Here is a 25623-nt window from a genome sequence, read left to right as displayed (position 1 = left end):
AATGTCACGGCGTCCCAGCCGTCACGCACTCGCGGGGCCCCTGCTCGCCGTCTTACTGGCGGTGCTGGGCGTGTCCTGCTCGGGCGCGGACACGTCGGCCTCCCCGCCCCGCTCGCCGAGCCCGTCCTCGGCCGGACCCGGCCCCACCGCCCCGTCCACGGCCGGCGAGACCACGGGCCGGCCCACCCCCACCTCACCGACCCCGACGGTCCAGCCCTCCAAGCCGGCCGCGCCGAGCGGTGCCACCGGCACGCCCACGGCCCGCTCCAAGGCCGACTGCCCCTCCCCCGGCGCCTGCGGCTTCCCCGACGCCGACACCACCGGCCACCGGACCAAGCTCACCCCGCACAACACCGGCTACCTCGCCATCCGCAAAAGCGGCACGGTGATCCGCGGCTGGGACCTCAAGGGCTCGCTCGACATCTACGCCGACGACGTCACCGTCATCGACTCCCGGATCACCTCGGACAGCTGGTGGGGCATCAACCTGCGCCCCGGCTTCAGCGGCCTGAAGGTCCTGCACACCACCATCACCGCCGTCCCCGGCAAGGGCCCGGACAACGGCGGCGTCGACTACGCCGTGTCGAACATGGGCGGCAGCTCCATCGAGGTCGGCTGGTGCGACGTCTCGGTGTTCGGCGACGCCCTGTCGATGGGGCAGGGCAACCTGCACGACAACTACGTCCACGACATCGCCCCGTTCGTCAACCTGGGCGGCGAGTGGCAGCACACCAACGCGGTGATCAGCGGCGGCGGCAACACCGGACACCTGATCATCCGCCACAACACCCTCCTGAACGAGACCAGCCTCAAGCAGGGCGCCTCGGGGAGCATCGGCCTGTTCGCGGACACCGGAGTGGTCCGCAACGTCACCGTCGACCGCAACTGGATCGCCGGTGGCGCCTACGCGCTCTACGGCGGCAGCACCGGCGCCACCGGGATCAGGGTGACGGACAACATCTTCTCCACGGAGTACCACCCGAACTCCGGCGGCTACGGCGTGGTCGCGCACTGGAACGACAAGGGCGCCGGGAACGTGTGGCGCAACAACCGCCTCTCCGACGGCCGTCTGGTCACCCCGGAGCCCGCCGCGTGAGCGGGACCGTGGCGCGCCGGACGGCGCGGGCGCCCTGGACGCTGCTGAAGGCGGTGTTCGGCTGGCTGGTGCTCTTCGAGGCGCGGAACAAGATCCTGCTGGCGCCCTCGGCGGTGCGGCTGCGCCGGACCGAGGACGCCGAGACCCGCCGCCTGGCCGCCGGCCTGCCCGCCCCGCCCTCCGCGCTGGTCGCCACGGTGATCGCCACCCACCGGCGCCCCGAGGCGCTCCTGGCCGCGGTCGGCTCGGCGCTGTCCCAGAGCGTCACCGACCAGGTGGTCATGGTCGTCGACGACGGCGCGGGCCTGCCCGAACTCCCCGACGACCCACGGCTGTTCGCCGTCTCCCTGGCCGCCAACACCGGCACCGCCGGGGTCGTCCGCAACGTCGGCATCCGCCTGACCCGCTCCCGCTACGTCGCGTTCCTGGACGACGACAACCTGTGGGAGCCGGACCATCTCGCCCGCGCCCTGGAGGTACTCGAGTCCCCCGGCGGCCCCGACGGCGTCTACACGGCGCTGCGCCGCGTCCTGCCGGACGGAACGGACCATGACGTCCTCTCCGTGCCCTACGACCGGCGCCGGGCCGCCCGCGAGTCCTTCCTGGACACCAACGCCTTCGTCGCCCGCCGTACCCGTGCCCTGCGCTTCAGCCGCCTGCGCCGGACCCCGGAGGTGATGCCCCGGGAGGACTGGGAGCTGATCCGGCGGTACGCCCGCAGGCACCGGGTGCGGCATGTGCCGTACCCGACCGTCCGGTACCTGATGAATCCGGCCAGCTTCTACACCCGCTGGTGACAGACCGGTGGAAGCCGGCCCGCCCGTCCCGCTCCTCACTCACGACCACAGGTGGTTGATCCCGTGCCCCGATCCCGCGCCCTGAGAAACAAGTTCGTCGACGCACCGGGCTCGCTCGGCGAACGGCTCCGCATCGCCCGCTGGGAACGGTTCAGGCGCTGCTTCCCCGGCATCGAGAACATGAGCGTCCTCGACCTGGGCGGAACGGCCGAGATGTGGCTGCGGGCCCCGGTGCGCGCCAAGCACGTCCACCTGATCAACCTGGAGGCGCACCCGGCCGAACTGCCCGACTGGATCACCGCGGCGAACGCCGACGTCACCGACCCCGAGGTCGCCGCCCGGCTCAGCGATCAGGGCGGCTACGACCTGGTGTTCTCCAACTCGACCATCGAGCACGTGGGCGGTCACAGCCGGCGCCGGCAGTTCGTCGCCGCCGTGGAGCAACTGGCGCCGCTGCACTGGATCCAGACGCCGTACCGCTACTTCCCCGTCGAGCCGCACTTCGTGGCGCCCGGCTTCCAGTTCCTGCCGCTCGCCGCCCGGGCCCGTCTGGTGCGGCACTGGCCGCTCGTCCACAGCCGCCCCGACAGCCCGGAGTCGGCGATGGACGCCGTGATCAACATCGAGCTCCTGACCCGCGCCGAGATGCGCTACCTGTTCCCGCGTTCGGTGATCCTCAGCGAGCGGGTGCTCGGCGCGACCAAGTCGCTGATCGCCGTGAGAACGGAGCGGGGATGCTGAACAACCTGGTCAACCGACATGACGCCGACCGGCTGCTGCGCAAGGTCCGCAAGCTCGAACTCGACCCCGTGCTCGCCAAGTTGCGGGTGCGCGGCGGGGCCCGGGTGGTCCAGCACTGGTCCCGGGTCGACCCCTCGCTGACCGAGTGGTGGGCGATCCCCTCGGTGATCAAGCGGTGGAACCTGCTGATGACCGGCGACGCGGAGACGTCCTTCCCCGAGTACGTCGCCGCCCGGCACTTCGCGCCGCGCACCGACCTGCGCGGCCTGTCCCTGGGGTGCGGCACCGGCGGCAACGAGCTGCTCTGGGCGAGGACCGGCGCGTTCGGTCTGCTGGAGGGCGTGGACGTGGCGCAGCAGCGCATCGACTTCGCCACCCGGTCCGCCGAGGAGGCGGGCCTCGCCGACGTGCTGCGCTTCCGGGTCACCGACGTCAACCGGATGACCAGCAACGGGGAGCGCTTCGACGTCCTGCTGGGCCTTCAGTCCCTGCACCACTTCGACCACCTCGCCGAGACGCTGCCCCGACTGTCCCAACTCATCGCACCGGCCGGCCTGTTCGTGATCGACGAGTTCGTCGGGCCCACGCGCTTCCAGTGGACCGACGGGCAACTGGAAGCCGCCAACGCGCTGTTGGCCCAGCTGCCGGAGGAGCGGCGCCGGCTGGCGGACGGGCGGGTCAAGCGGCGCGTGGTGCGGCCGAGCCGGATGTCCATGGTGCTGGACGACCCCTCCGAGGCGGTCGACGCGGCCTCCTTGCTGCCGGGGCTGCGGCGGCACTTCGAGGTGGTCGAGGAACGCCCCTACGGGGGGACGGTGTTGCACATCGCGTTCTCCGGGATCGCGCACAACTTCCGGGACGGCGAGCCGGAGACACTGGAGCTGCTGGAGCGGTGCTTCGCCATCGAGGACGCGGCGCTGCCGGAGATCGGGCACGACTTCGTCGCGATGGTGTGCCGCCCGGTGGGGGCACCGGGTTAGGTCGCCGGGCGGCTGCGGGGTCGTGGGGGCTGGTCGCGCGGCTCCCCGCGGCCCTTCGGGCGCGCGTCATGGGCCGGGTGTCTTTCGCAGGGCTCCCGGCCTGACCAGAGCGCCGACCGCCGCTCGGCTCGCCTTGCGGCCCAGCGCCGCGCGGGAGGTCTCCCGGAGCAGGACCGCGCCGCGGAAGGCCGCCGTGGCGAGGGCGCCGTGCCTGCGCCCGTACAGGCGGACCCTGTTGAGGGTCAGCAGGGACCACAGCCGGGGCGACACCTGGGACTCGCCGCCCAGGTGCACCGCCTCGGCCGCCGGCTCCAGTCGGGTCGCGTGGCCCAGGTCCCGTGCCCGCAGGCAGAACTCGGTCTCCTCCGAGTACAGGAAGAAGGACTCGTCCCAGGGGCCGCAGTCCGCCAGGCACTCCCCCGAGACGGCCATGAGCGCACCGGTCGCCCAGTCCGCGCGGGTGGGCCGACGGTAGGCGTCGGGGTCGGTGACCAGTTCGCTCAGCGCCGGGAAGCGACCGGCCCGGCGGTTGCCGATGACGGCCTCGCCGAGCGCCCGCAGCACGGTCGACTCACGGCGCAGGGAGTGGTGGGGCGTGTCCGCGCCGTCCTCGTAGAGGAGGGGGACGGCGATGCCGACGCCCTGCCCGAGGCTGTCGACGAGCCGTTTGGCGCAGCCCTGCCGCATCCGGATGTCCGGGTTGCAGATCAAAACGGACCCGTACTCCCCGGCGGCGGAGATCGCCGCGTTGACCCCGGCCGCGTACCCGGCGTTGCGCCCGGTCGAGACGACCGTGGCCTCGGGGGCCAGAGTCCGCAGCACCTCCACGGTGTCGTCGGCGGAGTCGTTGTCGGCGACGACGAGCCGCCAGTCGAGGCCTGCCATGCCCTCGGGCAGCGCGGCGAGGAACCCGGGGAGCACCGACGCGCTGTTCCAGGTGACGACGATGACGGCGACGGTGCTCATCGGGACTCCACGAGTTCGGGGACGCGGGCTTCGGGCTCCGCACCGGTCACGGGCGCCGCCGCCTCGGCCGCCTCGCGGCGGATGAAGCCGAGGTAGCTGCCGCCGGCGCCCAGGACCAGGAAGAACATCCCGGCGTACATGGGGAAGCTCAGCGCGTCGAAGGTGGCGCTGATGACCAGGGCGACCAGGGCCGAGGCGAGGAACGCCTGGCCCAGCTCGCGGTCCGAGTCGTTGCGGGCGAGTCGGCGGACGGCGCCGCCGGTGTGGATGCCGGTGACGAACAGGGCGAGCAGCGCGACCAGCCCCAGGACGCCCATCTCGGCCAGGGTCAGCATGTACTGGTTGTCCGTGAAGAAGTACAGGTCGGGGGTGAAGGTGCCGAACCCGCGCCCGAACCAGGGGTGTTCCTCGAGGTAGGGGACGATGGCGCTGTACTTCACGGTGCGCGCCTGGGTGCTGCTGTCGGAGCCCGCCAGGAAGCTGGCGAAGAGGTTGGTGATGGTGCCGATCAGCCCGGGGATGATGACCTTGAACCCGGCGACCGAGCCCACGATCAGTCCGATGGCGGCCCAGCGGCGCTGCGGCTTCCAGCGGGGCACCATCACCAGGATCACGATGAGGGCGCCGATGATGGACGTCCGGGACACCGTCAGCGGCAGCGCGCCCGCCATGACGGCGACCGGCGCCCAGCGGCGCAGGGCGCCCGCGTGGCGTCGCACCGGGTCGAACGCCTGGTGGACGGCGAAGGGGACGAGGATGGCCAGCATGCCGCCGAACTCCAGGGGATGGGCGGTGGTCGAGCGCGGCCGGGTGAACGAGCCGCGGTCCATGGCGCTGATCCCGGCGGAGCTCGACTGGAGGCCGGGGACGTGGATGGAGTCGGCGATGTTGGTCGCGGCGAAGAAGTCGTAGTAGCCGATGAGGGCGACCACCGTGCCGAGGACGACCAGGCGGCGCATCAGCGTCTCCAGCCGGGCGCGCTCCTGGATGCCGGCCGAGGCCAGCACCACCAGCGCGATCCACACCCCGAGCCCGATGAGCCCGCGGTCGGCCCCGAGGATCTCCGCGTGGGTGCTGTCGCGGGTCGCGTTCGCGAGATACGACAGGAGCACCGCCGCCGCGAGCAGGCACATCACCACGCGTGGCAGCCGGGTGCCCTTCGCGGGGACGATCCGGCCGCCGAGCCAGGTCGCCAGGTACCACAGCAGGCCGAGCAGGGCGAAGACATTGGCCGGGGTACCGACGCCGCCCAGCGCGGGCAGCGTGAGGTTCGAGGGTACGAAGAAGGCCAGCGCCAGATAGCCGGTGAGGACGGTCGTGGCGTCGAGCCTGCGCACCAGCAGGCCCTTGGGGGCCCGGTCGGGGGAACGCCGGCGGTGGCGGCGGGGCAGGTATCCGGCCGGGGCCCGGCCCCGGCGGCGGACCACCGCGACGCCCTCGGCGAGGATGGACAGCAGGAACGCGCTGACGAGCCCGACGATGACGACCGCCGCGATGCTCTGATAGCGGCTCTTGGGCTCCGAGACCGGGGTCTGCGGCAGGACGACGGGCGCGGTCTGCACCACGTACGTCTTCGGCACCTTGGAGGCGGCCTGGAGGGCCTTGAGCTGCTCGCCGGCGAAGTCGGTGAGGACGGTGGTCTCGTGGAGCACCTTCTTCTGGTCGGTGCCGGTGACGCTCAGGGTGAGCAGCGGGCTGTCGGCGTCCGGGGCGAACCCGACGGTGTAGCGGTCGGTGACGCCCCGGGAGTGCAGTTCCTTCGCCGAGTCGCCCGACTGGAGCGTCCTGATCAGCACGTCGGCGGTCACGACCAGTGAACCGCCCGCGTTCGACAGGGGGTTGCCGAAGGTCGGCGCCAACTCCGCGATGGCGGTGGAGTCGAGCAGCGTCACCGAGCTCTGGGACTCGTAGGACACGGGGACGGTCCGGTAGAAGTAGCCGCCCGCGAGAAGGCTCAGCAGGGTCAGCGGCACCATGAAGTACCAGCGCCTGCGCATGATCGCCAGGAGGTCGCCGAGGCTCATGCCCACTCCCCCCGGTTTGCCGATTCGGTGGTGACTCGTCCCGGTGCCTGCGAGGATCGGTGGCGACGGAAGGATTGCCTGTGTCGCCTCGTGACGTCGCCGAAGCGCTGCTCCGCCGCTGGTACGTCCTGCTGCTCGCGCTCGTGCTGACGGCCGCCGGAGCCTACCCGGTGCTGCGGCCCGCCCCCGAGTACCTGAGTTCGGCCGTGGTCGTCCTCAAACCGCCGGTGACGGGCAACCAGCCGAACCAGCTGACCAACCTCCAGCCCCCGCTGGCCACGCTGTCGTACGGGGTGATCCAGCAGCTCCAGTCGCCCGCCGGGCACGCGGAGTTGGAGGCGGCCGGTGTCCACGGCGGCTACCAGCTGATCCCGCGCAACAGCGGCACCAGCGCGACCCCGCGCTATCTGATCCCGTCTGTGCAGGTGCAGGCGCGCCGGGGTTCCGCGGTGGCGGCCGACACGGCGGTCGGGCAGGTCATCGAGGTGTACGCGCGGCATGTGGCCGAGGTCCAGGACGCGCAGGGCGTCGCGGCCGGGTCGCGGATCAGCGCGTCGGTCCTGGTCGCCCCGAGCGCCGCCCTGGTGCAGGGCACCAAGAGCCGCGCGCTGGCGGGTGTCGCGCTGCTCGGGGCGACCGCCGGGATCCTGGGCGCGCTGTGGGTCGACCAGTTCGCGCTGCGCCGCCGCAGGGCCCTGGGGGAGCCGGAGCGACTCCCCCGCGCCGAACGGGTCCCGGTCGGGGGCTGAGCGACCGCGCGCGGTCTCGTACCAGTGGGGCATGTGCATCAGATCCCGCGGCGCTTCCAGGACTCCCACCACAGCCACTCCCGGCCGCGCTCGGCCACGGCCGACCACACCAGCGGCTGGAGGTAGGGCATGGCTTTCGGGCCGATCCGCCGTCTCAGGCGCAGCGCCCGGTACTCCGGCAGCGCCGCGTACCCCGGCAGGCACTCCGCGGCGAAGGCCACGCACTCCTCGACCGGTACGACGGCCGTGCGGCCCCGGTCGTAGGCGCGGTAGGCGCGGCGCAGCGCGTAGCGGGCGAGCCGGGTGTGGACCTGTTCGGCGAGGCGGTCGGCGTGCGGCAGCCGGTCGGCGCACTTGGCGAGCACCGAGTCGAAGGCCACCAGGCGCTGGCGCAGGTCGTCGAGCTGGCCGCCGAAGTCGGTGGTGGACATGTTGTTGCCGTGGACGCGGTAGAAGGCCTGGTCGGCGCCACGGATGTAGCCGACGTCGGCGTGTGCGGCGAGCCGCATCCACATCTCGATGTCGCCGGCGTGCGGAAGGGCCGGGTCGTAGCCCCCCACCTCGCGTTGCAGGCTGGTGCGGACGACTACCTCGGGCGAGGTGATGCAGCCGGTGCCCTCGCGGAAGCGGCGCTCCAGCCACCAGTGCCCGGGGTAGACGGTGGTGCCGGTGCTGCGGGTGCGGGCGGTCGGCAGGGGTCCGCCGTGCTGGAAGCGCAGGGGGTGTCCGTAGGCGAACCCGGCCTCGGGGTGGGCGTCCAGCAGGGCGGCGGCCCGGACCAGGGCGCCGGGCACCAGTCGGTCGTCGGCCGAGAGCAGGGCCACGTAGTCGCCGTCGGCCCATTCCAGCAGGCCCTCGTTGTAGGTGGCGATGTGGCCCTTGTTGACCGGGTGGACGTGGACGTCGATGCGCGGGTCGGAGGCCGCCAGCTTGCGGGCGGTCTCCGCCGAGTCGTCGGGCGAGGCGTCGTCGATGATGAGGACCCGGACGTCTACGCCGTCCTGCTCGTCCAGGACGCTGCTGACGCAGTCGGCCAGGAAGTGGCCGTACTTGTAGCAGGGGATGACAACACTGACGGTGCTCATCGGTGGGGAAGCCAATCCCCGGGGGTGGTCCGCGCCGTGCCCGGCGCGGGCCACCCCCGGTGGGTTCTGGTCGGTCAGTTCTTCTTCGTGCGGACGGACTTGCTGGTCAGGGTCCAGCTACGGGACGTGATCTCGTGCTGCTTGCCGTCCCTGGCCGTCACCGTGACCCGGAACCTGGTGCCGTCCGGCAGCGGGGTGGTGAGGTGGACGGTCACCTTGTGGGTGGCCCGGTCGTAGGAGGCGACGGCGTCGGCCTTGAGCTTCCTGGCCTGTTCCGCCTTGGCGCCCGGCAGGACGGTCAGGCTCGCCTCGACCGAGGACGGCTTGGCCGAGGCGGGCACGGTCATCACCAGCGGGCTGTCCTGGTCCGCGGTGGACTCCACCGTGGACGAGGCCACCTCCGAGGTCCCCGGCGCCTGTGCGGCGCTGGGGTTGTCGGCGGTGAACAGCGGGCCCACCCAGTAGTTGGCGGAGCCGTAGGAACCGGTGGGGAAGGCCGTGGTGGCACCGTACTTGTAGAGCCCGTTGTGGTGGGCGGTGGTGTCGGCGGTGGCGGTCAGCGGATACGACTGGTGGGCCGAGGCGAAGTAGCCGCCGTCCACCGCGTAGTTGCCGTTCGGCGCGTGGTAGGAGGCCACGTACGCGGTGCCCGCGGTGACGGCCACCGGTGTCGCGAAGGTCATCTGCTGCCAGCCGGACGCCGATTCGGCGGTGAAGGTCCCGGTGGCGAGCAGTGTGCCGTCGTCCGCCCACAGGCTGCCGGTGTGGGTGCCGGTGTTGGTGGCGCCCTTGTAGAAGGTGACGCCGGTGATCCAGCCGTTCGCGGAGGAGGTGAACCGGGTGCCCAGCTCGACGGAGTTGGGGTCGCCGATGACCGCGGTGGTGGCCGGCACGGTGGAGGGCTTCCACAGCGAGCACGGGCAGGTGACCGGAGGCGGGGTGGAGCTGGTGGTGAAGGACCAGGTCACCGGGTTCGCCATCGCGTTGCCCCAGACGTCGGAGGCCTGGACGGAGGCGGTGTAGGTGGTGTTGAGCTCCAGCTGCGACGACGGGGTGAAGGTGACCTCGTTCGCCGCGGGCAGGGTCCTGGCGCCCGGCACGCTGGTGCCGTCCGGTCGTTTCAGGGTGAACGTCAGGTTGTCGGCGTCGATGGCCGCGCTGAAGTCGGCGGTCACCGGTGCCGTGATCGACACCCCGGTCGCCCCGGACTTCGGGGTGGTGGTGGTGACGGTGGGCGGGGTCGTGCTGGCGGTGGAGGTGTCCAGGACCACGTCGACCCAGTAGTTGCTGCCGCTGGACTGCGAGGACGGGAAGGCGCTGGTGGAGGTGTAGCGGTAGACGCCGTTGCCGCCGTCGGTGCCGGACTTCAGGGCGGTGAGCGGGGCGAGGCCCGCGTCGCTGCCCGAGAAGTAGCCGGCGTCGTAGGAGTATCCGCCGTTGGGGGCGAAGTACGAGGCGACGTAGGTGGTGTTGGCCTTGACGCTGACCGGGGTGGCGAAGTTCAGCTGCTGCCAGCCGGAGGCGGTCTCGTTGGTGAAGGTGCCGGTGGCCAGGCGGGTGCCGGAGGCGCTCCACAGGCTGCCGGTGTGGGTGCCGGTGTTGGCGGGCGACTTGTAGAAGCGCACGCCGGTGATCGAACCGGCCGCCGTGGTACGGATCTTGACGCCGATCTCCAGCGGTCCGCCGTCACCCGCGTTGACGGTGCCGGGGACGGCCGTGGCCGGCCAGATGGTGCAGGGGCAGGCCTGCGGCCCGACGGTGATCGGGATGGTGGTGACGGCGCCGATGTTGACGCTGTCGTCGACCGCGCGGACCTTGAGGGAGGCCGCGCCGGGTGCCGTCGGGGTCCAGCTGTAGCTCCAGGACGTCAGGCCGGTGGCGGCCTTCCAGGTCGTCCCGCCGTCGGTGGAGATCTCCACGCGGGCCACCACTCCCCCGCCCGAGTCGGCGGCGGTGCCCTTGATGGTGACCGGCTTGAGCGCCGGGACGGTGGCTCCGCCCGCCGGGCTGGAGACGGTGATGGCCGGGCCCGTGGAGTCGGTGGAGGCGGTGGCGGCGACGAGGTTGCTCTGCCGGGTCAGCGGCTGGACTCCCATGTCGGCGAGGACGTTCACGGTCGCCTGCTGCATCCGGACGTCCTCGGTGACGACCACGTCGTCGGGGTCGTACGTCGGCAGGTTGGTCAGGCCCCACGACCACTGCACGGTGCCGGCCCCGAACACCAGGGCCCCGGAGTCCTGGTCGCGGAACTCCACGAGGTTGTGCGTGGCGGTGCCGTTGCCGTACATGTTGCCCCAGTCGAGCCGGAGCTTGCCGTCGTCGATGTCGACCGTCGTGGAGGACAGGTGGATCGCTCCGGCGGGGCGGGTGCTGTTGTCGAGGTCGCTGTCCCACTCGTAGCCGAGGGTGCCGGCCGGGAAGGTCGCGGTCTGGGCCGAGGTGAGGTTCGCGACGGAGGTGTTGCGCCAGAGCCGGTTCTTGCCGTACGAGCCGGGCACGGTGATGGCGTCGGCGCGGTAGCCGTTCACGGTGAACATGGAGCCGGTGAGGATGTTCGGCGGCTGGTAGGACTGGCCGTACTCGGTGCTCTTGGGGTCCATCCAGGTGCCGGTCCACTCGCCGCTGGGATCGGCGACGCCGTTGTTCTGCACCATCTTGGTCATCTTGTAGCAGACCATGGTGCGGCTGGAGCTGTTGGTGCCGTCGATGCTCGGGGTCAGACGGGTCTTCCAGAACACCTCGTTGCCGCTGAAGAACGCCTGCCGGACACCGGCCTTGCGGGCCGCCAGGACGTTGCTGTACTGGCTCTGAGTCCAGTACTCGTCGTGCCCGGAGGACAGGTACACCTTGTGTTTCTTCAGCAGGGTGGCGCCGTTGTTCGACACGTCCACGCCGGAGAGGTAGCTGACGTCGTAGCCGTTGCGTTCCAGCCAGGACAGCATCATGAACTCGGATCCGTAGATGCCGTTGTCGCCGCCGATGTCCAACGGCCGGTTGTAGCTGACCTCGTAGGCCCGGCCGTCGGGCGCGGGTCCGGCGCCACCGTACAGGTCCTGGCCGCCGTAGTCGTTGTACGCCTGCCAGGTCTGGTCGCTGGTCTGCACGACGATGTCGGAGGTGCTGGCGTCCTTGCGGACGACGAACGGGTACGGCATCAGGCCGTCGCCGTCCGTTTGCGTCAGGTTCGCGATGTAGAGGCCGGAGACGGCGTCGCCGGGTACCGTCCAGGTCGCGGTCACCGGCCAGTTGCCGCAGTCGACCAGCCCGGTGGCCGCCTTGGTGCTGCAACTGGCGGGGTTGTTGGTGTAGTTCGCCGGGTAGGTCACGGCCGCCTGGGCGGCGGTGGAGATCTGGCGGGCGCCGTCGCCGCCGTACCAGCCGAGCCGGTAGATCTGGATCTGGTACGGGGTCTTCGACTGGATCTTGAACTGGACGGTGTCGCCCGCCTGGACGCTCTCCTTGGTGGTGAACCCCTTGATGTCACCGTAGGAGTTGGGCGAGTACCAGTCGGACATGGGGCTGCCCGCCTTGGAGTTCTCGCAGACGATCGGGTTCGAGCCGGACCCGCACGGGTCGGACGCCGCCTGGGCCGTCCCCACCTGCGGGAGCACCGCCCATACCATTGCCGCGACGACGGCGAGGCGCCCGCCCCGGAGCCGTCTGCTCCATCTGTTCATGTGTACCTCTCAGCGGTGCTGTGCAGGAGCGCCCCGTGAAGTCGGGGTGGAGCGTGGGACCGTGAAGGTCAGGCGCGCAGGGCGTGGGTGAGCGTGTCCACGACGCGCTGCTGCTGGTCGGGGGTGATCTGCGGGTAGAGCGGGAGCGACAGGATCCGGTCCGCCGCGCGTTCGGCGTGCGGGAAGTCGCCCCGGGCGTACCCGAGATGGCGGTAGGCCGGGGTGAGGTGGACCGGTGCGGGGTAGTGCACCCCGGCGCCGATGCCCTCGGCGTTGAGCTTGCCGACGACGTCGTCGCGGTCCGCGTCGGCGACCTGGACGACGTAGAGGTGCCAGACGTGGACGTTGCCGGGTTCGGTCACCGGGAGCACGACGCGTCCGGTGGCCGCCAGGTCGGCGAGCAGGGTGTCGTAGCGGGCGGCGGCCGCGCGCCGTGCCGCGTTGCCGTCCGCCAGCCGGGCCAGCTTCGCCCGCAGGACGACGGCCTGGAGCCCGTCCAGTCGGCTGTTGAAGCCGGGGACGTCGTGGCGGTACTTGGCGACACCGCCGTGGTTGCCGATCGCCCGGGTCAGCGCGGCCGCGTCCTCGTCGTCGGTCAGCACGGCGCCCGCGTCGCCGTAGGCGCCCAGGTTCTTGCCCGGGTAGAAGCTGGTGGAGGCGATCTGGCCGCTGCCCGGGGTGCGGCCGTCGCGGCTCGCGCCCTGGCACTGGGCGGCGTCCTCGACGATCCGGACCCGCTCGGGCAGGTGGCCCGAGAGGGCGGCGATGTCGGCCATCTGCCCGTACAGGTGCACCGGGACGACCGCGCGGGTGGCGGGTCCGACCGCGTCCAGTGCCGCCTGCGGGTCGAGCAGGTGGCTGTCGGGCCGGCAGTCGGCGAGGACCGGTCGTGCGCCGGTCCGGGCGACCGCGCCCGCGGTGGCGATGAAGGTGTTGGCGGGCACGACGACCTCGTCGCCGGGCCCGACCCCGCGTGCGCGCAGTGCGAGTTCGAGGGCGTCGGTGCCGTTGGCGACGCCCACGCAGTGCGCGACCCCGCCGAAGTCGGCGTACTCGCGCTCGAAGCCGCGGACCTCGTCGCCGCCGACGAACGCGGTGTCGGCCAGCACCCGGTCGAATCCGGCCCGTACCTCGTCGGCGACCTCCTCATGGGCCGCCTTGAGGTCCACCAGCGGTATCCGGTTCATCTGAGTGGTCCCCCCACTGTCGGTGTCGCGAGTTCGTCCAGCGCGGGCGTGCCCGCCTCCCGCAGCCGTCGGGCCGGGCTCCCCACCCAGACCTCGCCCGGCGGTACGTCGCCGAGCACGCTGCTCCCCATGCCGATCTGCGACCAGGCGCCGATCGTGGTGCCTTCCCGGACCAGGGCGCCGGAGCCGACATAGGCGCCCCGCTCCAGGCGGACGCCCCCGCCCAGGCGGACGCCCGAGGTGAGGGTGGCGTGGTCCTCGACCACGTCGTCGTGGGTGAGGACGACGTGCGGCATCACCGCGACATGCGCGCCCACCCGCACGGCGGCGGTCAGCACGCAGTGTGCGAGGAGCACCGAGCCGGGCCCGATCCGCGAGGTCGCCGAGACCGCCGCCGTCGGGTGGACCACGGTCGCGTAGCGCTCCGCGGGCAGGCCGAGGCGGCGGACCAGGCGGGCCCGGGCCGCGTAGTCCCGCGGGTTGCCGACGCAGATCACCGCGAGGGCCCCGGGCAGGTCGTGGACCAGGTCGCAGCCGCCGAGGACGGGCACGCCGTCCACCTCGGTCCCGTGCAGCTCCGCGTTGTCGTCGAGGTGTCCGAGCAGGTCGAACTCGCCCGCGTCCACCACGGCCTGCGCGGTCTCCCGGGCGAACCCGCCCGCCCCGACGATGACAAGTCCGGTCATCCGCGCGCCTGTTCGCGCAGGGCGGCGACGACACGGTCCTGCTGGGCCTCGGTCATCGTGTGGAACAGCGGCAGGATCAGCGAGGCGCCGCTGATCCGCTCGGTGACCGGCAGCGGCCTGCTCGGGTGGTCCGCGTAGGCGGGTTCGAGGTGCGCGGCCATGATCCCGCGGCGGGCGGAGACCCCGGCATCGGCGAGCGCGGCGAGCAGGGCGTCCCGGCCGACGGGGAAGTCCTCGGCGAGCAGGACCCAGTACGACTGGAAGTTGCTCTGCCCGTGCGCGGGATCCGCCACCGGGGTGAGGCCCGGGACGTCACGCAGCAACGCGTCGTAGCGCGCGGCGAGTTCGCGGCGGCGGGCGATCATCGCGTCGAGCTTGCCGAGCTGGACCAGTCCGACGGCGGCCTGGATGTCGGTCATCCGGTAGTTGAAGCCGACCTCCAGGTACCGTTCCAGAACGGGCTGGTTGCTCGCGTGCCGCTCCGCCGCGGAGGCGTTCATGCCGTGCTCGCGCAGCCGGCGCAGCCGGGTGGCCCACTCGGCGTCGTCGGTGGTGACCATGCCGCCCTCGCCGGTGGTGACGAGCTTGCGGGGGTGGAAGGACCAGGCGGCGAGCAGCGCGCCGTGCCCCACGGGCTTGCCGCCGACGGTCGAGCCGATGGCGCAGGCCGCGTCCTCGACCAGCGGCAGGTCCCACTCGGCGCAGGCGGCGCGCAGGGCGTGCACGTCGGCCGGTACGCCGCCCTGGTGGACGGCGAGGACGGCCCGGGTGCGCGGGGTGCGGGCCGCGTCGATCGTGGCCGGGGTGAGGTTGCCGGTGGCGAGGTCCACGTCGGCGAAGGCCGGCTCGGCACCGACGTACCGTACGGCGTTGGCGGTGGCGATGAACGACAGCGAGGGCACCACGACCTCGTCCCCGGGGCCCAGTCCGAGGGCGACGAGCGCCAGGTGCAGGGCGGTGGTGCAGGAGCTGACCGCGACGGCGTGCTCGGCGCCCACCCGCTCGGCGAAGGTCCGCTCGAAGGCGGCGACCCGGGGTCCTTGGGCGACCCAGCCGGACAGCACCGCCTCGGAGGCGGCCTGGGCCTCCTCCGCGCCGAGCCAGGGGATCATCACCGGGATGCGGTCGGTCGTCACCGGGCGGCCTCCCGCTCGGCGCGCCACCACTGGACCAGGTCCTTCAGGCCCGTGCGCAGGTCGATCTCCGCGGTGAAGCCGAGCCGTTCGGCCGCATGGGTGGTGTCGGCGAGCCGGCGCACCACCGAGTTCACCGAGCGGGCGGGCCCGTGCACGGGCTCCAGTCCCTCGGCGCCCATGGCCACCAGCAGTCCGTCGGCGAGGTCGCGCAGGGAGGTCTCGGTTCCGCTGGCGATGTTGAACACCTCGTCGGTGACGTCCGACTCGACGGCCAGGACGTTGGCCCTGGCGATGTCGCGCACGTCGACGAAGTCCATGGTCTGGGTGCCGTCGCCGAGGATCAGCGGCGGCTCGCCCGCCTCGATGCGCTCCATCCAGCGGATGAGCACCTCGGTGTAGAGGCCGTGGATGTCCATCCGGGGGCCGTAGACGTTGAAGTAGCGCAGCGCCACGTAGTCGAGGCCGTACATGGCGTGGAAGCTGCGCAGCATGCCCTCGTTGAAGGCCTTGGCGGCGCCGTAGAAGGTGTCGTTGTTGTAGGCGTGGTGGCGTTCGGTGGTCGGGAAGACCTCGGCCATGCCGTAGACGGACGCCGAGGAGGAGGCGATCACCTTGCCGACGCCGGCCGCGGCCGCCGCCTCCAGCACGTTGAAGGTGCCGTCGACCAGCACCTCGTTGGCGAGCCGGGGCTCCTCGGCGCACTGGGTGATGCGGATCGCGGCGAGGTGGAACACCAGGTCGGCGCCCTCGGTGACCTTCTTGACGGTGTCGACGTCCCGGATGTCGCCCTCGACGACCTCCACCACGCCGCTGGGCAGGGCCTTCGCGAGGTTGGCCCGGCGTCCGCGCACGAAGTTGTCGAGTACGACGATCTCGCGGGCGCCGCCCTCGGCCAGCAGGTCGACCAGGTGGGAGCCGATGGTGCCCGCTCCCCCGGTGACCAGGATCTTCTTGCCACGTACGCTGCTCAACTGCTGTGCCCTCTCAATGAGTTGCCCGTGCTGCCGTGCGGCCGGGCCTGACGGTGTCAACGCCCGGCGCGCAGGCCGACGACCGCGCCCTTGAACTCGAGACTCCGGGACGCCGCCTCGAGGATGTCCAGTACTCTCAGGCCCGCCCGTCCGTCGGTCAGCGGCGGCCTCTTCTCGCCGACGGCCGCGGCGAACTCGTCGACCATGCTGCGCAGCGCTTCCTTCTCGCCGATCGCGGGCGCGACCATGTCGCCGGAGCGGTACGAGATGAGCATCTCCCGGCGCTCGTCCACACCGATCTCCTGCGGTGCGGCCATGTCCACGCCCCGGTCGTAGACCGACACCCGTTGCAGCGGGTTGAGGTCGTCCCAGAGCAGGGTGCGCTTGGAACCGCCCACCATGGTGGTGCGCACCTTGGTCGGCGACAGCCAGTTGACGTGCACGTGGGCGATGGCCCCGGTGTTGAGCGTCAGCGTCAGATAGGCGACGCAGGCCTGTCCGGCGCCGATCGGGTCGGCTCCGTGGGCGGCGACGGCGACCGGTTCGACGCCCGCGGGGAGGATGAAGTCCAGGATGGACAGGTCGTGCGGGGCCAGGTCCCACAGGACGTCGACGTCCTTCTGGACGAGCCCGAGGTTGATCCGGACCGAGTCGACGAAGTGGATCTCGCCGAGTTCGCCCGAGTGGACCATGTCCCTGATCCGGCCCACGGCGGGCGTGTAGCAGTAGGTGTGGTCGCACATCAGGGTCAGCCCGCGCTCCTCCGCCTCGGCCACCAGGCGCTGCCCGTCGGCGTAGGTCGCGGCGAGAGGTTTCTCCACCAGGACGTGCTTGCCGGCGCGCAACGCGGCCAGGGCGATGTCGAGGTGGGTGCCGGCGGGCGTGGCCACGGCGACCGCGTCGACGGCCGGGTCGGCGAGGACGGCGGCGTAGTCGGCGGTGGGCTGGACGGTCGAGTAGCCGCCGAGGACCCGCTGGGCCCGCTCCACGTCGAGGTCGCACAGCCAGCGCAGCCGGAAGCGGTCGCTGGCCTGGAAGTTGCGGACGAGGTTGGGGCCCCAGTAGCCCGCCCCGACGACGGCGACCCCCAACGGCTCGGTGGCAGGCGTCACTTGAGTCCTCTTCCGTCGGTCCATCAGTAGGCCCCCGTTCCGCGCACCACGGCGGAACCGGTGCGCGCCAGGATCGACAGGTCCAGTCCCATCGACCAGTTGTCCACGTATCCGAGGTCGAGCCGGACCGCCTCGTCCCAGGGCAGGTCGGAGCGGCCGCTCACCTGCCACAGCCCGGTGAGGCCGGGCTTGACGAGCAGCCGCCGTTTGACCTCCGGCGCGTACGCCTCCACCTCCTCGGGCAGGGACGGGCGCGGGCCGACCAGCGACATGTGTCCGCCGAGCACGTTGAGCAGCTGCGGCAGTTCGTCGAGCGAGGTGCGGCGCAGGAAGGAGCCGACCCGGGTGATCCTCGGGTCTCCCTTCACCTTGAACAGCAGTCCGTCGCTGTTCTGGTTGAGGTGCTCCAACTCGGCCCGCAGAGACTCGGAGTCGGGTCGCATCGTGCGGAACTTCAGCATGGTGAAGTGGTCGCCGAACCGGCCCACCCGCTGCTGGCGGAAGAGGGCGGGGCCGGAGCTGTCCAGCCGGACGATCAGGGCGATCATCAGCATGGGCAGGGCGAGGAGCAGCAGGAGCACGGCCGCGAGCGTGCGGTCCACGAGTTCCTTGGGCAGCCGGGCGGCCGGGGAGAGGTTCGGCGCCTTGACGCGCACCAGCGGCACCCCGCCGGTGGGCCGTACCGCGAGGCGCGAGGCGGAGACGTCGGCCAGGACCGGCGCCAGCAGGAAGTCGACGCCCTGCACGGCGGCCGTCCAGGACATCCGGCGCAGCACGGAGGCGTCGAACTCGGGCGCGGGCAGCGCCACCACGGTGCCGATGCCCAGGGCGCGGATGACGTCGTCCATGGTGTCGACCCCGCCGAGGACGGGGAGCCCGAGGCGGCGGATCTCGGCCGCGTTCTGCGGGTCGCTCAGGCACACCCCGGCGGCCCGCAGCTCCTGCACGCCGCCCCGCCGCAGTACGGCGACCAGGTCCACGATGCCGCGTGACGGCCCGACCAGGAGTGTCGCGCTCTGCCCGCGGGCGCGGGCCCAGCGGCGGTGCAGTCGGCGGCGCAGGGCGTACCGGGCGACCAGGGCGATCGACGCGGCCGGTAGCGCGGCCATGGTCATGTCATGGAAAAGACCCGCATCACGGGTGAACGACCAGTGCGCGACCGCCGCCAGCGCGGGCAGCGCGACGGCCCCCCGGAGCACCCGTCGGTACTCCTCGGTCCCCAGCCCCAAGGCGCTGCGGTCGTAGGACCGGTGGACGATCATGGCGATGATCCAGGTCGGGGGCAGTACCAGGGCCACCGCCCAGCGGCCGTAGACCGCGTGGATCACGAACGCCGCGACCGTGGCGGCGACGCCGTCCGTGACCAGGAGCACTAACCGGTACTTCTGTTCCCACGGTCTTCGACGGCCTTGAGAGGTTCGACGGTCCACAACCAGCTGCTCATGCGTGACCTCAATGGTCATGCGCCCCCCACCACGTGCGCGGTTACCCCTGACCGAACACCGATGCGCCCCCGGCACAACGGCTGATGAAAGATAGAAGCCTCAGCGGTTCCCCAACCGCCCCATGTCCCCTGCATGTTGGCCAGTGCCTAGCGATCCCCACCCAAACCCGCTCGGCGGCCATCAATCTAGACCACCGAACACAGTCACGGGAACAGTTGGACGAAACACACATCGCGTTGGCGACATCGACTGCATACTGCCCAGGTGACGAGCATCGTGATCCCGGCCCACAACGAAGCGCAAGTCATCGGCCGGCTCCTCGACGCACTTCTGGCCGATTCCGAATCCCGCGCTGACGGGACCGACATCGTGGTCGTCTGCAACGGCTGCACGGACGACACCGCGCGCGTCGCGGCCGAACGGGGCCCGGGGGTACGGGTGGTGGAGATACCCACCCCTTCCAAGCACGCCGCCCTGCGGACGGGGGACGAGCACGCCCGGGGCTTTCCGCGCGTCTACGTGGACGCCGACGTGGTGATCACGCACGCCGACGTCCGCGCCCTCACCGAGCCCCTGGAGGACGCCGGTTCCGGCATCCTCGCCACCGCGCCGGAACGGCACATCCCGCTGGACGCCTGCGCGTGGCGGGTGCGGTCCTACTACCGGGTCTGGCAGCAACTCCCTGCGGTGCGCGCGGGGTTGTTCGGCCGAGGTGTCATCGCGGTCTCGAAGGCCGGGCACGCCCGGATCACCGCGCTGCCGCCGCTGATGGCGGACGACCTGGCGGCGTCGCTCGCGTTCGGCCCCGAGGAGCGGCGGGTGGTCGAGTCGGCCCGCGTCGTGGTCCACCCGCCACGCACCTGGCCGGATCTGATCAGGCGTCGGATCAGGGCCGCGGTCTCCACCGCCCAGGTCGAGCAGCACCAGGGACCTCAGGAGGCCACGGCCCGCACCAGCAAGGCGGATCTCACCGCCCTGCTGCGCGCCCAGCCCGGGCTCCTCGGCAGCGTCGTGGTCTTCGTCGCCGCGGCCGTCGTCGCCCGGCGCAAGGCGGCGAAGGCCGTCGCGGCACAGGACTTCGGCACCTGGCTGCGGGACGAGAGCAGCCGGCAGAACTGAACGCACCGCACCTGGAGTTCCGGACATGTACCTCACCGACCGCGCGGCGCCCGCCGGGGCGGAGCCCGAGCGGGACCGAAGACGCGGCCCGCGGCCCCGGGTCGCCCCGGTCGTGCTCGTGCTGGGCACGGTCAGCCTGATCACCGACATCTCCTCGGAGATGGTCACCGCCGTCCTGCCGCTCTACCTCGTCACCACCCTCGGCTTCAGCCCGCTCGGCTTCGGCGCCCTCGACGGCGTCTACAACGGCGTCAGCGCGCTGGTGCAGCTCACCGGCGGCCACCTCGCGGACCGGGTGCGCAACCACAAGCTGATCGCCGGGCTCGGCTACGGCCTGTCCGCCCTGTGCAAACCGCTGCTCCTGCTGGCGAGCAGCATCGGCGCCCTCGGGACCGTCCTCGCCCTGGACCGGACCGGCAAGGGCCTGCGCACCGCCCCGCGCGACGCGCTGATCTCCCTGTCCACACCACCCGAGAGGCAGGGCCGCGCCTTCGGCGTGCACCGGGCGATGGACACCACCGGCGCGATGCTCGGCCCCCTGGCCGCGTTCCTCATCCTGAGCGCGGCGGCCGACGGCTACGACGCCGTCTTCGGCGTCAGCGCGTGCGTCGCGGTGCTCGGCGTGGTGGTGCTGGTGCTGTTCGTCCCCGGCCGACGCCAGAGTGCGGCACCGGGATTCGCGGGCGCCGGGGGCCCGGGGGCGGCGGGCGCCGGTGACCCGGGGTCGGCGGGCGGCACGCCGCGCGTGCGGAGTGCGGCACCGCGGGCCGCGGGCGCCAGGGACCTGGGGTCGGCGGATGGCGCACCGCCCGTGCGGAGCGCGGCGCCGGGATCCGCGGGCGCCAGGGACCTGGGGTCGGCGGGCGGCACACCGCCGCCCGCGCGGAGTGCGGCACCGGGGTCCGCGGGCTCCGAGGACCCGGGGCGGCCGACCGCCGGCGCACCGCCCGTGCGGATGCGGGAGGCGCTGGCGCTGCTGCGTCTCCCCCGGCTGCGGGCCCTGGCCGGGTGCGCCGCCCTGCTGGGCCTGACCACCGTCAGCGACGCCTTCGTCTACCTGCTCCTCCAGCGGCGCGCGAGCCTCGACGAGGGCTGGTTCCCGCTGCTGCCGCTCGGTACCGCCGTGGTGTTCCTGCTGCTGGCCGTGCCGCTGGGCGCGCTCGCCGACCGGATCGGGCGGTACACCGTGTTCCTCGCGGGGCACGCGGCGCTGCTCACCGCCTACGCCCTCCTGCTGTGGGCCCCGGCCACCCCCGCCCTGCCCTTCGCCGTCCTCGGCCTGCACGGGCTCTTCTACGCCGCGACCGACGGGGTGCTCCCCGCCGCGCTGGCCGCCACCGTGCCGGAGCACCTGCGGGCCAGCGGTCTCGCCATCGTCGGCACCAGCCAGGCGCTGGCCCGTTTCTGCTGCTCCCTGGCGTTCGGCGCGGCCTGGACGGTGTGGGGCGACGGACCGGCGCTGGCCGGCTCGGCGGTCGGACTGCTGTGCTGCGTCGCCCTCGCGGGCCTGATGCTGAGGCCGAGCCCGCGAGGGGGCGGGACATGATGACCACGACAGCCACGAGGAACCAGATGACATCGCTGCGCCGCCGCCTGATCGTTCTCGTCACGGCGGTCCTGCTGCTCGCCGGCGTGGCCACCGGCATGGTGCTGCACGCCGCCGACCGCGCGGACCAGAAGAACCGGCCACAGGCGGGCGGCCCCGCGGTGAGCGACGGCAAGTTGACGCTGGGTCAGAAGAACCGGCTGATGTTCGTCAACGCCGCTCCCGGCCCGCACCGCACGGCCGTCGCCGCGGTGCCGTCGGACGAGCCGAGGAGCGGACGCACCGCCTCGGACCTGAAGTGCGCGCGCTTCTACGCGGCGGCCGGCACCGGCGTCTGCCTCCAGTCCGACACCGGCGTCCTCAAGCAGAACAACCGTGCCCTGCTGCTGGACGCCGACCTGAACACCCGGCACACCTACGCGCTCGCCGGCACCCCGAGCCGCGCCCGGGTCTCCCCCAGCGGCCGCTTCGTCGCCTGGACGGTCTTCGTCTCCGGCGAGTCCTACGCCTCCGCGTACTTCTCCACCCGGACCTCGGTCCTGGACACCCGCACCATGAAGCTGACGCCCAGCCTGGAGACGTTCTCGGTCGTCAAGGACGGCACGTCCTACCGCGCGGCGGACGTCAACTTCTGGGGTGTGACCTTCGCCAAGGACGACGACACCTTCTACGCCACCCTCAACACCGCCAACAAGACCTACCTGGTGCGCGGTTCGCTCTCCCGGCGGACGGTGACCACCCTGGCGGAGAACGTGGAGTGCCCGTCGCTGTCGCCCGACGAGACCCGGGTCGTCTTCAAGAAGCGGGTCCTGTCGAACGCCGCGCTGTGGCGCGAGTACGTCCTGGACCTCGAAACCCTGAAGCAGACGCCGCTGGCCGAGCGCCACAGCGTCGACGACCAGGCCACCTGGCTGGACGACGACACCGTGGCCTACGCCCTGCCCGCCGACGGCAAGGTCGGCAGCAGCGACCTGTGGAGCGTGCCCGCCGACGGCACGGGCACGCCCCGACTGCTCATCGCCGGCGCCTCGTCACCGGCGCCGCTGTAGCCCCTCCGGCTCAGGCCCAGGCGGTCACCGGCACGAAGGAGCTGTCCTGCCGGAAGAGGTCCGTGCCGTTCGAACGCTCCACCCGCAGCTGGTAGTTGTAGTGGCGCAGGTAGTACCCGGGGTAGTTGTACGACTCGAACCTGATCGAGCCGCTCGCCGAGCCGGTGCGGGCGACGAAGGTGGCGTCCTTGGCGAAGGTCGAGGTGCCGTCGTTCGGGTCGAAGCGGGCGCGGAAGTCCCAGTGGCGCAGGTAGTTCCCGGCCGAGTCCCGGAACGAGTACCCGCCCGCGTCCGCGAGGCCTGCCACGACCGTGAAGGTCGACGCCGCCTTCTCGGCCGAGGTGCTGGAGCTGGTCACCACCGGCAGGTTGAGCAGGGAGGACTGCGACTGCCAGTAGCGGGTGGAGTAGTTGCCCGACCGGAAGGAGCGCGTGACGTTCTTCGCCAGGGCCGGGCCGCCGGACACCGTCTCCTTGACGACCGTGAAGTGGCGGGCCGTACCGGAGACGACGGGCAGGGCCGCGGGGGCGGACCAGGTGGCGAAGGTGTCGTAGCTGTCGCTGTAGTAGTAGTTCCCGTCCCCGTAGCCGTCGAAGAACAGCCGCCAGGCGCCGTTGTCGAGCTGCACCAGCGCCGGGCCCTCCCGGTAGCTGCCCCAGCCGGCCCAGTTGCCGGTCCTGGTGATGGTGTAGGGGCCGGCGAGGCTGGTCGCGGTGCCGTACTCGATGTACTTGGTCGTCTCGTTCTTGGTGAACGCGTGGTACGTCGAACCGATCTTCACGATGAACGTGTCGATGTGGTTCTTGCCGATGCCCGCCAGGGCCACCGGCGAACTCCAGGCGGTCAGACCGGAGTTCGTCGCCCTCAACAGGTACGGGGTGAAGATCCACTCGTCGTCGGTGGTCGAGCAGGACACGATGACGTTGACGCTGCCGTCGCTGTCGACGAACCACTCCGGCGCCCAGGCCCGCGAGAGATTGGCGAGCGGGACGGTGTAGTCGTACAGGAAGGTCCAGTTGACCCGGTCGGTGCTGCGGGCGAAGCCGATGGTGGTGCTGACGTCCTGCCAGGTGTGGGTGGTGTAGGTGAGGTAGTAGTAGCCGTTGGTGTGCTTGAAGATGCTGGCGTCGCGGATGCGGTTGGCCGGCGGGGTGTACGCGGAGGACTTCACCAGCCGGAAGTCGAGGGCGTCGTCCGACTGGTAGACGTTGACCGTGCCGTCGTCGCTGTTGAGGAACGGCACGATCGTGTACCGGGTCGCGGAGCCGCTGGGCGGGGCGGCGGCGTGGGCGGCGCCGGGGAGCTCACCGAGCAGGACGGCCGAGGCGGGCAGGGCCGCCATCGCGCGCAGCAGGGTACGACGGGACGGCTTGGGGGGTCGTGTGGTCACGGGCGGCTCTCCCTCGGGCACAACGCGGCTCTCGCGTCCGAAATACCGAACTCAGTTCGGAAAGTCGATCAGAAGGTAGGGGTGGGACGGAATCGCGTCAATGGTTTGCGCAGGACCCGAAGAGCCAGGTGAGCGCGAGATCCGAAGAGCCCCGGCAGCCGTGAACCGGTCCGGCCGGAGGCGTTCCGGGCAACCGCTTCCCGAGGTTACCGTTCGGTAGGCCACGCACCCCCGGAAACGACCCAGGACGACCGAAGACAACCGAAGACCACCGGAGACGAGGAGTTCCCATGGCGCTCGACCGTGCCGCAGGCCTCGCGGAGTCCGCCCGCGCCCTGGCCGCCGGGGAGGTGACGTCCCGGGCCCTCGTGGAAGAGGCACTGGCACGGATCGACGCGACCCAACCCACCCTCAACGCCTTCCGGATCGTCCGCGCCGAGGCGGCGCTCGCCGAGGCCGACGCGGCGGACGAGCGACTGGCCGCCGGGGCGCGCGCCCCGCTGCTCGGGGTGCCGGTCGCCGTCAAGGACGACATGGACGTGGCGGGGGAACCCACCGCGTTCGGCTGCCAGGGCGAGTTCCCGGCGGTGACCGAGGACGGGGAAGCGGTACGGCGGTTGCGCGCGGCCGGGGCCGTCGTCGTCGGCAAGACCAACACCTGCGAGTTCGGGCAGTGGCCGTTCACCGAGGGCCCCGCCTTCGGCGCGACCCGCAACCCCTGGAGCACGGAGCACACCCCGGGCGGCTCCTCGGGAGGCTCGGCGGCCGCCGTCGCCGCCGGACTGGTCCCGGCGGCGCTCGGCTCCGACGGCGCCGGATCGGTGCGCATCCCCGCCTCCTGGACCCATCTCGTCGGGATCAAGCCGCAGCGCGGCCGCGTCTCCACCTGGCCGCGCGGCGAGTCCTTCCAGGGCATCACCGTCAACGGCACCCTGGCCCGCACGGTCGCGGACGCGGCCCTCCTGCTGGACGCGGCGAGCGGCAACCACGCCCTCGACCCGCACCGGCCGCCCGTCGTGAACGCCGCCGAGGCCGTCGGGCGCGACCCCGGCCGGCTGCGCATCGCACTCGCCCTGAAACCGCCGTTCACCGCGGTGCCCGCCCGCCTGCAACCGGCGGTACGGGCGAAGGTCGTCGAACTCGCCGAGAAACTGGCCGCCTTGGGGCACACCGTCGAGGAGGCGGACCCGCCCTACGGGCAGATCGGGCTCACCTTCGTCCCGCGCGCCACGGCCGGCATCGCGGAACGGGTCGGCGAGGCGCCCTTCCCGGCCCTGCTCGACCGGCGCACCCGGGACGCCGCCCGGCTCGGACGCCTGCTCGGCGGGGCGCCACTGCGGGCGGCACGGCGCGCGGAGGCGGTCCTGCACCGCCGTATCGGAGCCTTCTTCACCTCGTACGACGTGGTCCTCGCCCCCACCACCGCCGCGCCCCCGCCCCGTATCGGCGCCCTGCTCGGCCTCGGGGGGTTCGCCACCGACCGGGCCATGATCGCGGCCTGTCCCTACGCCTGGCCGTGGAACGTGCTCGGCTGGCCCGGTGTCAACGTCCCCGCCGGTCTGGTCGGCGAAGGGCTCCCCGTCGGGGCGCAGTTGCTCGGCCCGGCCAACAGCGAGCCACTGCTGCTGTCGCTGGCCGCGCAGCTGGAGGCGGAGCTGCGCTGGCACGAGGCGTGGCCGCCGGTGGCCGCGGATCGCGACGGACTCCCGGCCGCGTGACGACGCACAACGCGACGGACTCCCCGGCCACGTGACGACGTGCACCGCACAACAGGACGCACTCCCCGGCTACCTGACGACGTGCACCGCACAACACGACGGACACCCCGGCCACCTGACGACGTGCACCGCACAACGCGGCGGCCGTG

20 protein-coding genes are annotated in these 25623 nt (G+C 72.1%); 9 read left to right on the top strand and 11 right to left on the bottom strand.

All coding sequences use genetic code 11. The annotated features are described in order from the left end of the window. Position 1 precedes the first annotated feature (1 nt). The 4 genes from ACH41F_RS13350 to ACH41F_RS13335 all read left to right on the top strand — a co-directional run bounded on the left by ACH41F_RS13350 (position 2) and on the right by ACH41F_RS13335 (position 3614). Positions 2–1096, top strand: a complete 1095-nt coding sequence (locus ACH41F_RS13350; protein WP_391238698.1) for a hypothetical protein — start codon at positions 2–4, stop codon at positions 1094–1096. Next, a complete protein-coding gene (locus ACH41F_RS13345) occupies positions 1093–1893 on the top strand; it encodes a glycosyltransferase family 2 protein (RefSeq protein ID WP_398835172.1) in 801 nt (266 codons plus the stop codon). The genes ACH41F_RS13350 and ACH41F_RS13345 overlap by 4 nt, the downstream gene beginning before the upstream one ends. Before the next feature lie 63 nt (positions 1894–1956). After that, positions 1957–2634, top strand: a complete 678-nt coding sequence (locus ACH41F_RS13340; RefSeq protein WP_391238706.1) for a class I SAM-dependent methyltransferase — start codon at positions 1957–1959, stop codon at positions 2632–2634. After that, positions 2628–3614, top strand: coding sequence for an SAM-dependent methyltransferase (locus tag ACH41F_RS13335; protein ID WP_398835169.1), 987 nt, complete (start codon positions 2628–2630; stop codon positions 3612–3614). The genes ACH41F_RS13340 and ACH41F_RS13335 overlap by 7 nt, the downstream gene beginning before the upstream one ends. A gap of 66 nt (positions 3615–3680) precedes the next feature. Here ACH41F_RS13335 and ACH41F_RS13330 read toward each other — a convergent pair whose 3' ends face one another. Next, positions 3681–4580: a glycosyltransferase family 2 protein gene (locus ACH41F_RS13330; RefSeq protein WP_398835166.1), complete on the bottom strand. Its 900-nt coding sequence runs from the start codon at positions 4578–4580 to the stop codon at positions 3681–3683. After that, the gene (locus ACH41F_RS13325; protein ID WP_391238714.1) at positions 4577–6604 is read right to left on the bottom strand and encodes an O-antigen ligase family protein; all 2028 of its coding nucleotides are present in this window, start codon (positions 6602–6604) and stop codon (positions 4577–4579) included. Before ACH41F_RS13325 ends, ACH41F_RS13330 begins: the two co-directional genes overlap by 4 nt. A gap of 80 nt (positions 6605–6684) precedes the next feature. Here ACH41F_RS13325 and ACH41F_RS13320 point away from each other — a divergent pair, with 80 nt between their 5' ends. Continuing rightward, positions 6685–7353, top strand: a complete 669-nt coding sequence (locus ACH41F_RS13320) for a hypothetical protein (RefSeq protein WP_398835163.1) — start codon at positions 6685–6687, stop codon at positions 7351–7353. Between the two features lie 38 nt (positions 7354–7391). Here the strand turns inward: ACH41F_RS13320 and ACH41F_RS13315 are convergent, their stop codons facing one another. From ACH41F_RS13315 to ACH41F_RS13280, 8 genes are all read right to left on the bottom strand, one after another. Beyond that, positions 7392–8438 carry a glycosyltransferase family 2 protein gene (locus ACH41F_RS13315; RefSeq protein WP_398835160.1) on the bottom strand — a complete coding sequence of 349 codons (1047 nt, stop codon included), beginning with the start codon at positions 8436–8438 and terminating at the stop codon, positions 7392–7394. A 74-nt stretch (positions 8439–8512) separates the two neighbouring features. After that, the gene (locus tag ACH41F_RS13310; protein ID WP_398835157.1) at positions 8513–12115 is read right to left on the bottom strand and encodes a DUF4082 domain-containing protein; all 3603 of its coding nucleotides are present in this window, start codon (positions 12113–12115) and stop codon (positions 8513–8515) included. 68 nt (positions 12116–12183) lie between these two features. Beyond that, positions 12184–13302 carry a DegT/DnrJ/EryC1/StrS family aminotransferase gene (locus ACH41F_RS13305; protein WP_398835155.1) on the bottom strand — a complete coding sequence of 373 codons (1119 nt, stop codon included), beginning with the start codon at positions 13300–13302 and terminating at the stop codon, positions 12184–12186. Then, complete coding sequence (locus ACH41F_RS13300) at positions 13299–13988, bottom strand: acetyltransferase (protein ID WP_398835152.1); 690 nt, start codon at positions 13986–13988, stop codon at positions 13299–13301. Before ACH41F_RS13300 ends, ACH41F_RS13305 begins: the two co-directional genes overlap by 4 nt. Then, positions 13985–15124 carry a DegT/DnrJ/EryC1/StrS family aminotransferase gene (locus ACH41F_RS13295; protein ID WP_398835149.1) on the bottom strand — a complete coding sequence of 380 codons (1140 nt, stop codon included), beginning with the start codon at positions 15122–15124 and terminating at the stop codon, positions 13985–13987. The genes ACH41F_RS13300 and ACH41F_RS13295 overlap by 4 nt, the downstream gene beginning before the upstream one ends. Next, a complete protein-coding gene (locus ACH41F_RS13290) occupies positions 15121–16095 on the bottom strand; it encodes an NAD-dependent epimerase/dehydratase family protein (RefSeq protein ID WP_398835146.1) in 975 nt (324 codons plus the stop codon). The genes ACH41F_RS13295 and ACH41F_RS13290 overlap by 4 nt, the downstream gene beginning before the upstream one ends. Before the next feature lie 56 nt (positions 16096–16151). Next, positions 16152–17207, bottom strand: a complete 1056-nt coding sequence (locus ACH41F_RS13285; RefSeq protein WP_391238736.1) for a Gfo/Idh/MocA family oxidoreductase — start codon at positions 17205–17207, stop codon at positions 16152–16154. A gap of 23 nt (positions 17208–17230) precedes the next feature. Then, positions 17231–18580 carry an exopolysaccharide biosynthesis polyprenyl glycosylphosphotransferase gene (locus tag ACH41F_RS13280; RefSeq protein WP_391238738.1) on the bottom strand — a complete coding sequence of 450 codons (1350 nt, stop codon included), beginning with the start codon at positions 18578–18580 and terminating at the stop codon, positions 17231–17233. 336 nt (positions 18581–18916) lie between these two features. Here ACH41F_RS13280 and ACH41F_RS13275 point away from each other — a divergent pair, with 336 nt between their 5' ends. The 3 genes from ACH41F_RS13275 to ACH41F_RS13265 are packed head-to-tail and all read left to right on the top strand — an operon-like array spanning position 18917 to position 22366. Beyond that, positions 18917–19771 (top strand): glycosyltransferase, encoded by an 855-nt coding sequence (locus ACH41F_RS13275; RefSeq protein WP_391238742.1) that lies wholly within the window; start codon positions 18917–18919, stop codon positions 19769–19771. Positions 19772–19796: 25 nt separating this feature from the next. Further along, positions 19797–21317: an MFS transporter gene (locus ACH41F_RS13270; protein ID WP_398835143.1), complete on the top strand. Its 1521-nt coding sequence runs from the start codon at positions 19797–19799 to the stop codon at positions 21315–21317. After that, positions 21317–22366, top strand: coding sequence for a TolB family protein (locus ACH41F_RS13265; RefSeq protein ID WP_391238747.1), 1050 nt, complete (start codon positions 21317–21319; stop codon positions 22364–22366). Before ACH41F_RS13270 ends, ACH41F_RS13265 begins: the two co-directional genes overlap by 1 nt. Positions 22367–22376: 10 nt before the next feature. On the opposite strand, the gene ACH41F_RS13260 is transcribed toward ACH41F_RS13265, so the two are convergent. Next, on the bottom strand, positions 22377–23756 hold the full coding sequence (locus tag ACH41F_RS13260) for an AbfB domain-containing protein (protein ID WP_391238750.1): 1380 nt from the start codon (positions 23754–23756) through the stop codon (positions 22377–22379). 290 nt (positions 23757–24046) lie between these two features. On the opposite strand from ACH41F_RS13260, the gene ACH41F_RS13255 reads away from it, so the two are divergent. Then, on the top strand, positions 24047–25474 hold the full coding sequence (locus ACH41F_RS13255; RefSeq protein ID WP_398835140.1) for an amidase: 1428 nt from the start codon (positions 24047–24049) through the stop codon (positions 25472–25474). Positions 25475–25623: the final 149 nt, after the last annotated feature.

Source organism: Streptomyces sp. NPDC020489 (assembly GCF_044386545.1).
Taxonomy (GTDB): Bacteria; Actinomycetota; Actinomycetes; order Streptomycetales; family Streptomycetaceae; genus Streptomyces.
This window is presented reverse-complemented; position numbering and strand designations above follow the sequence as displayed.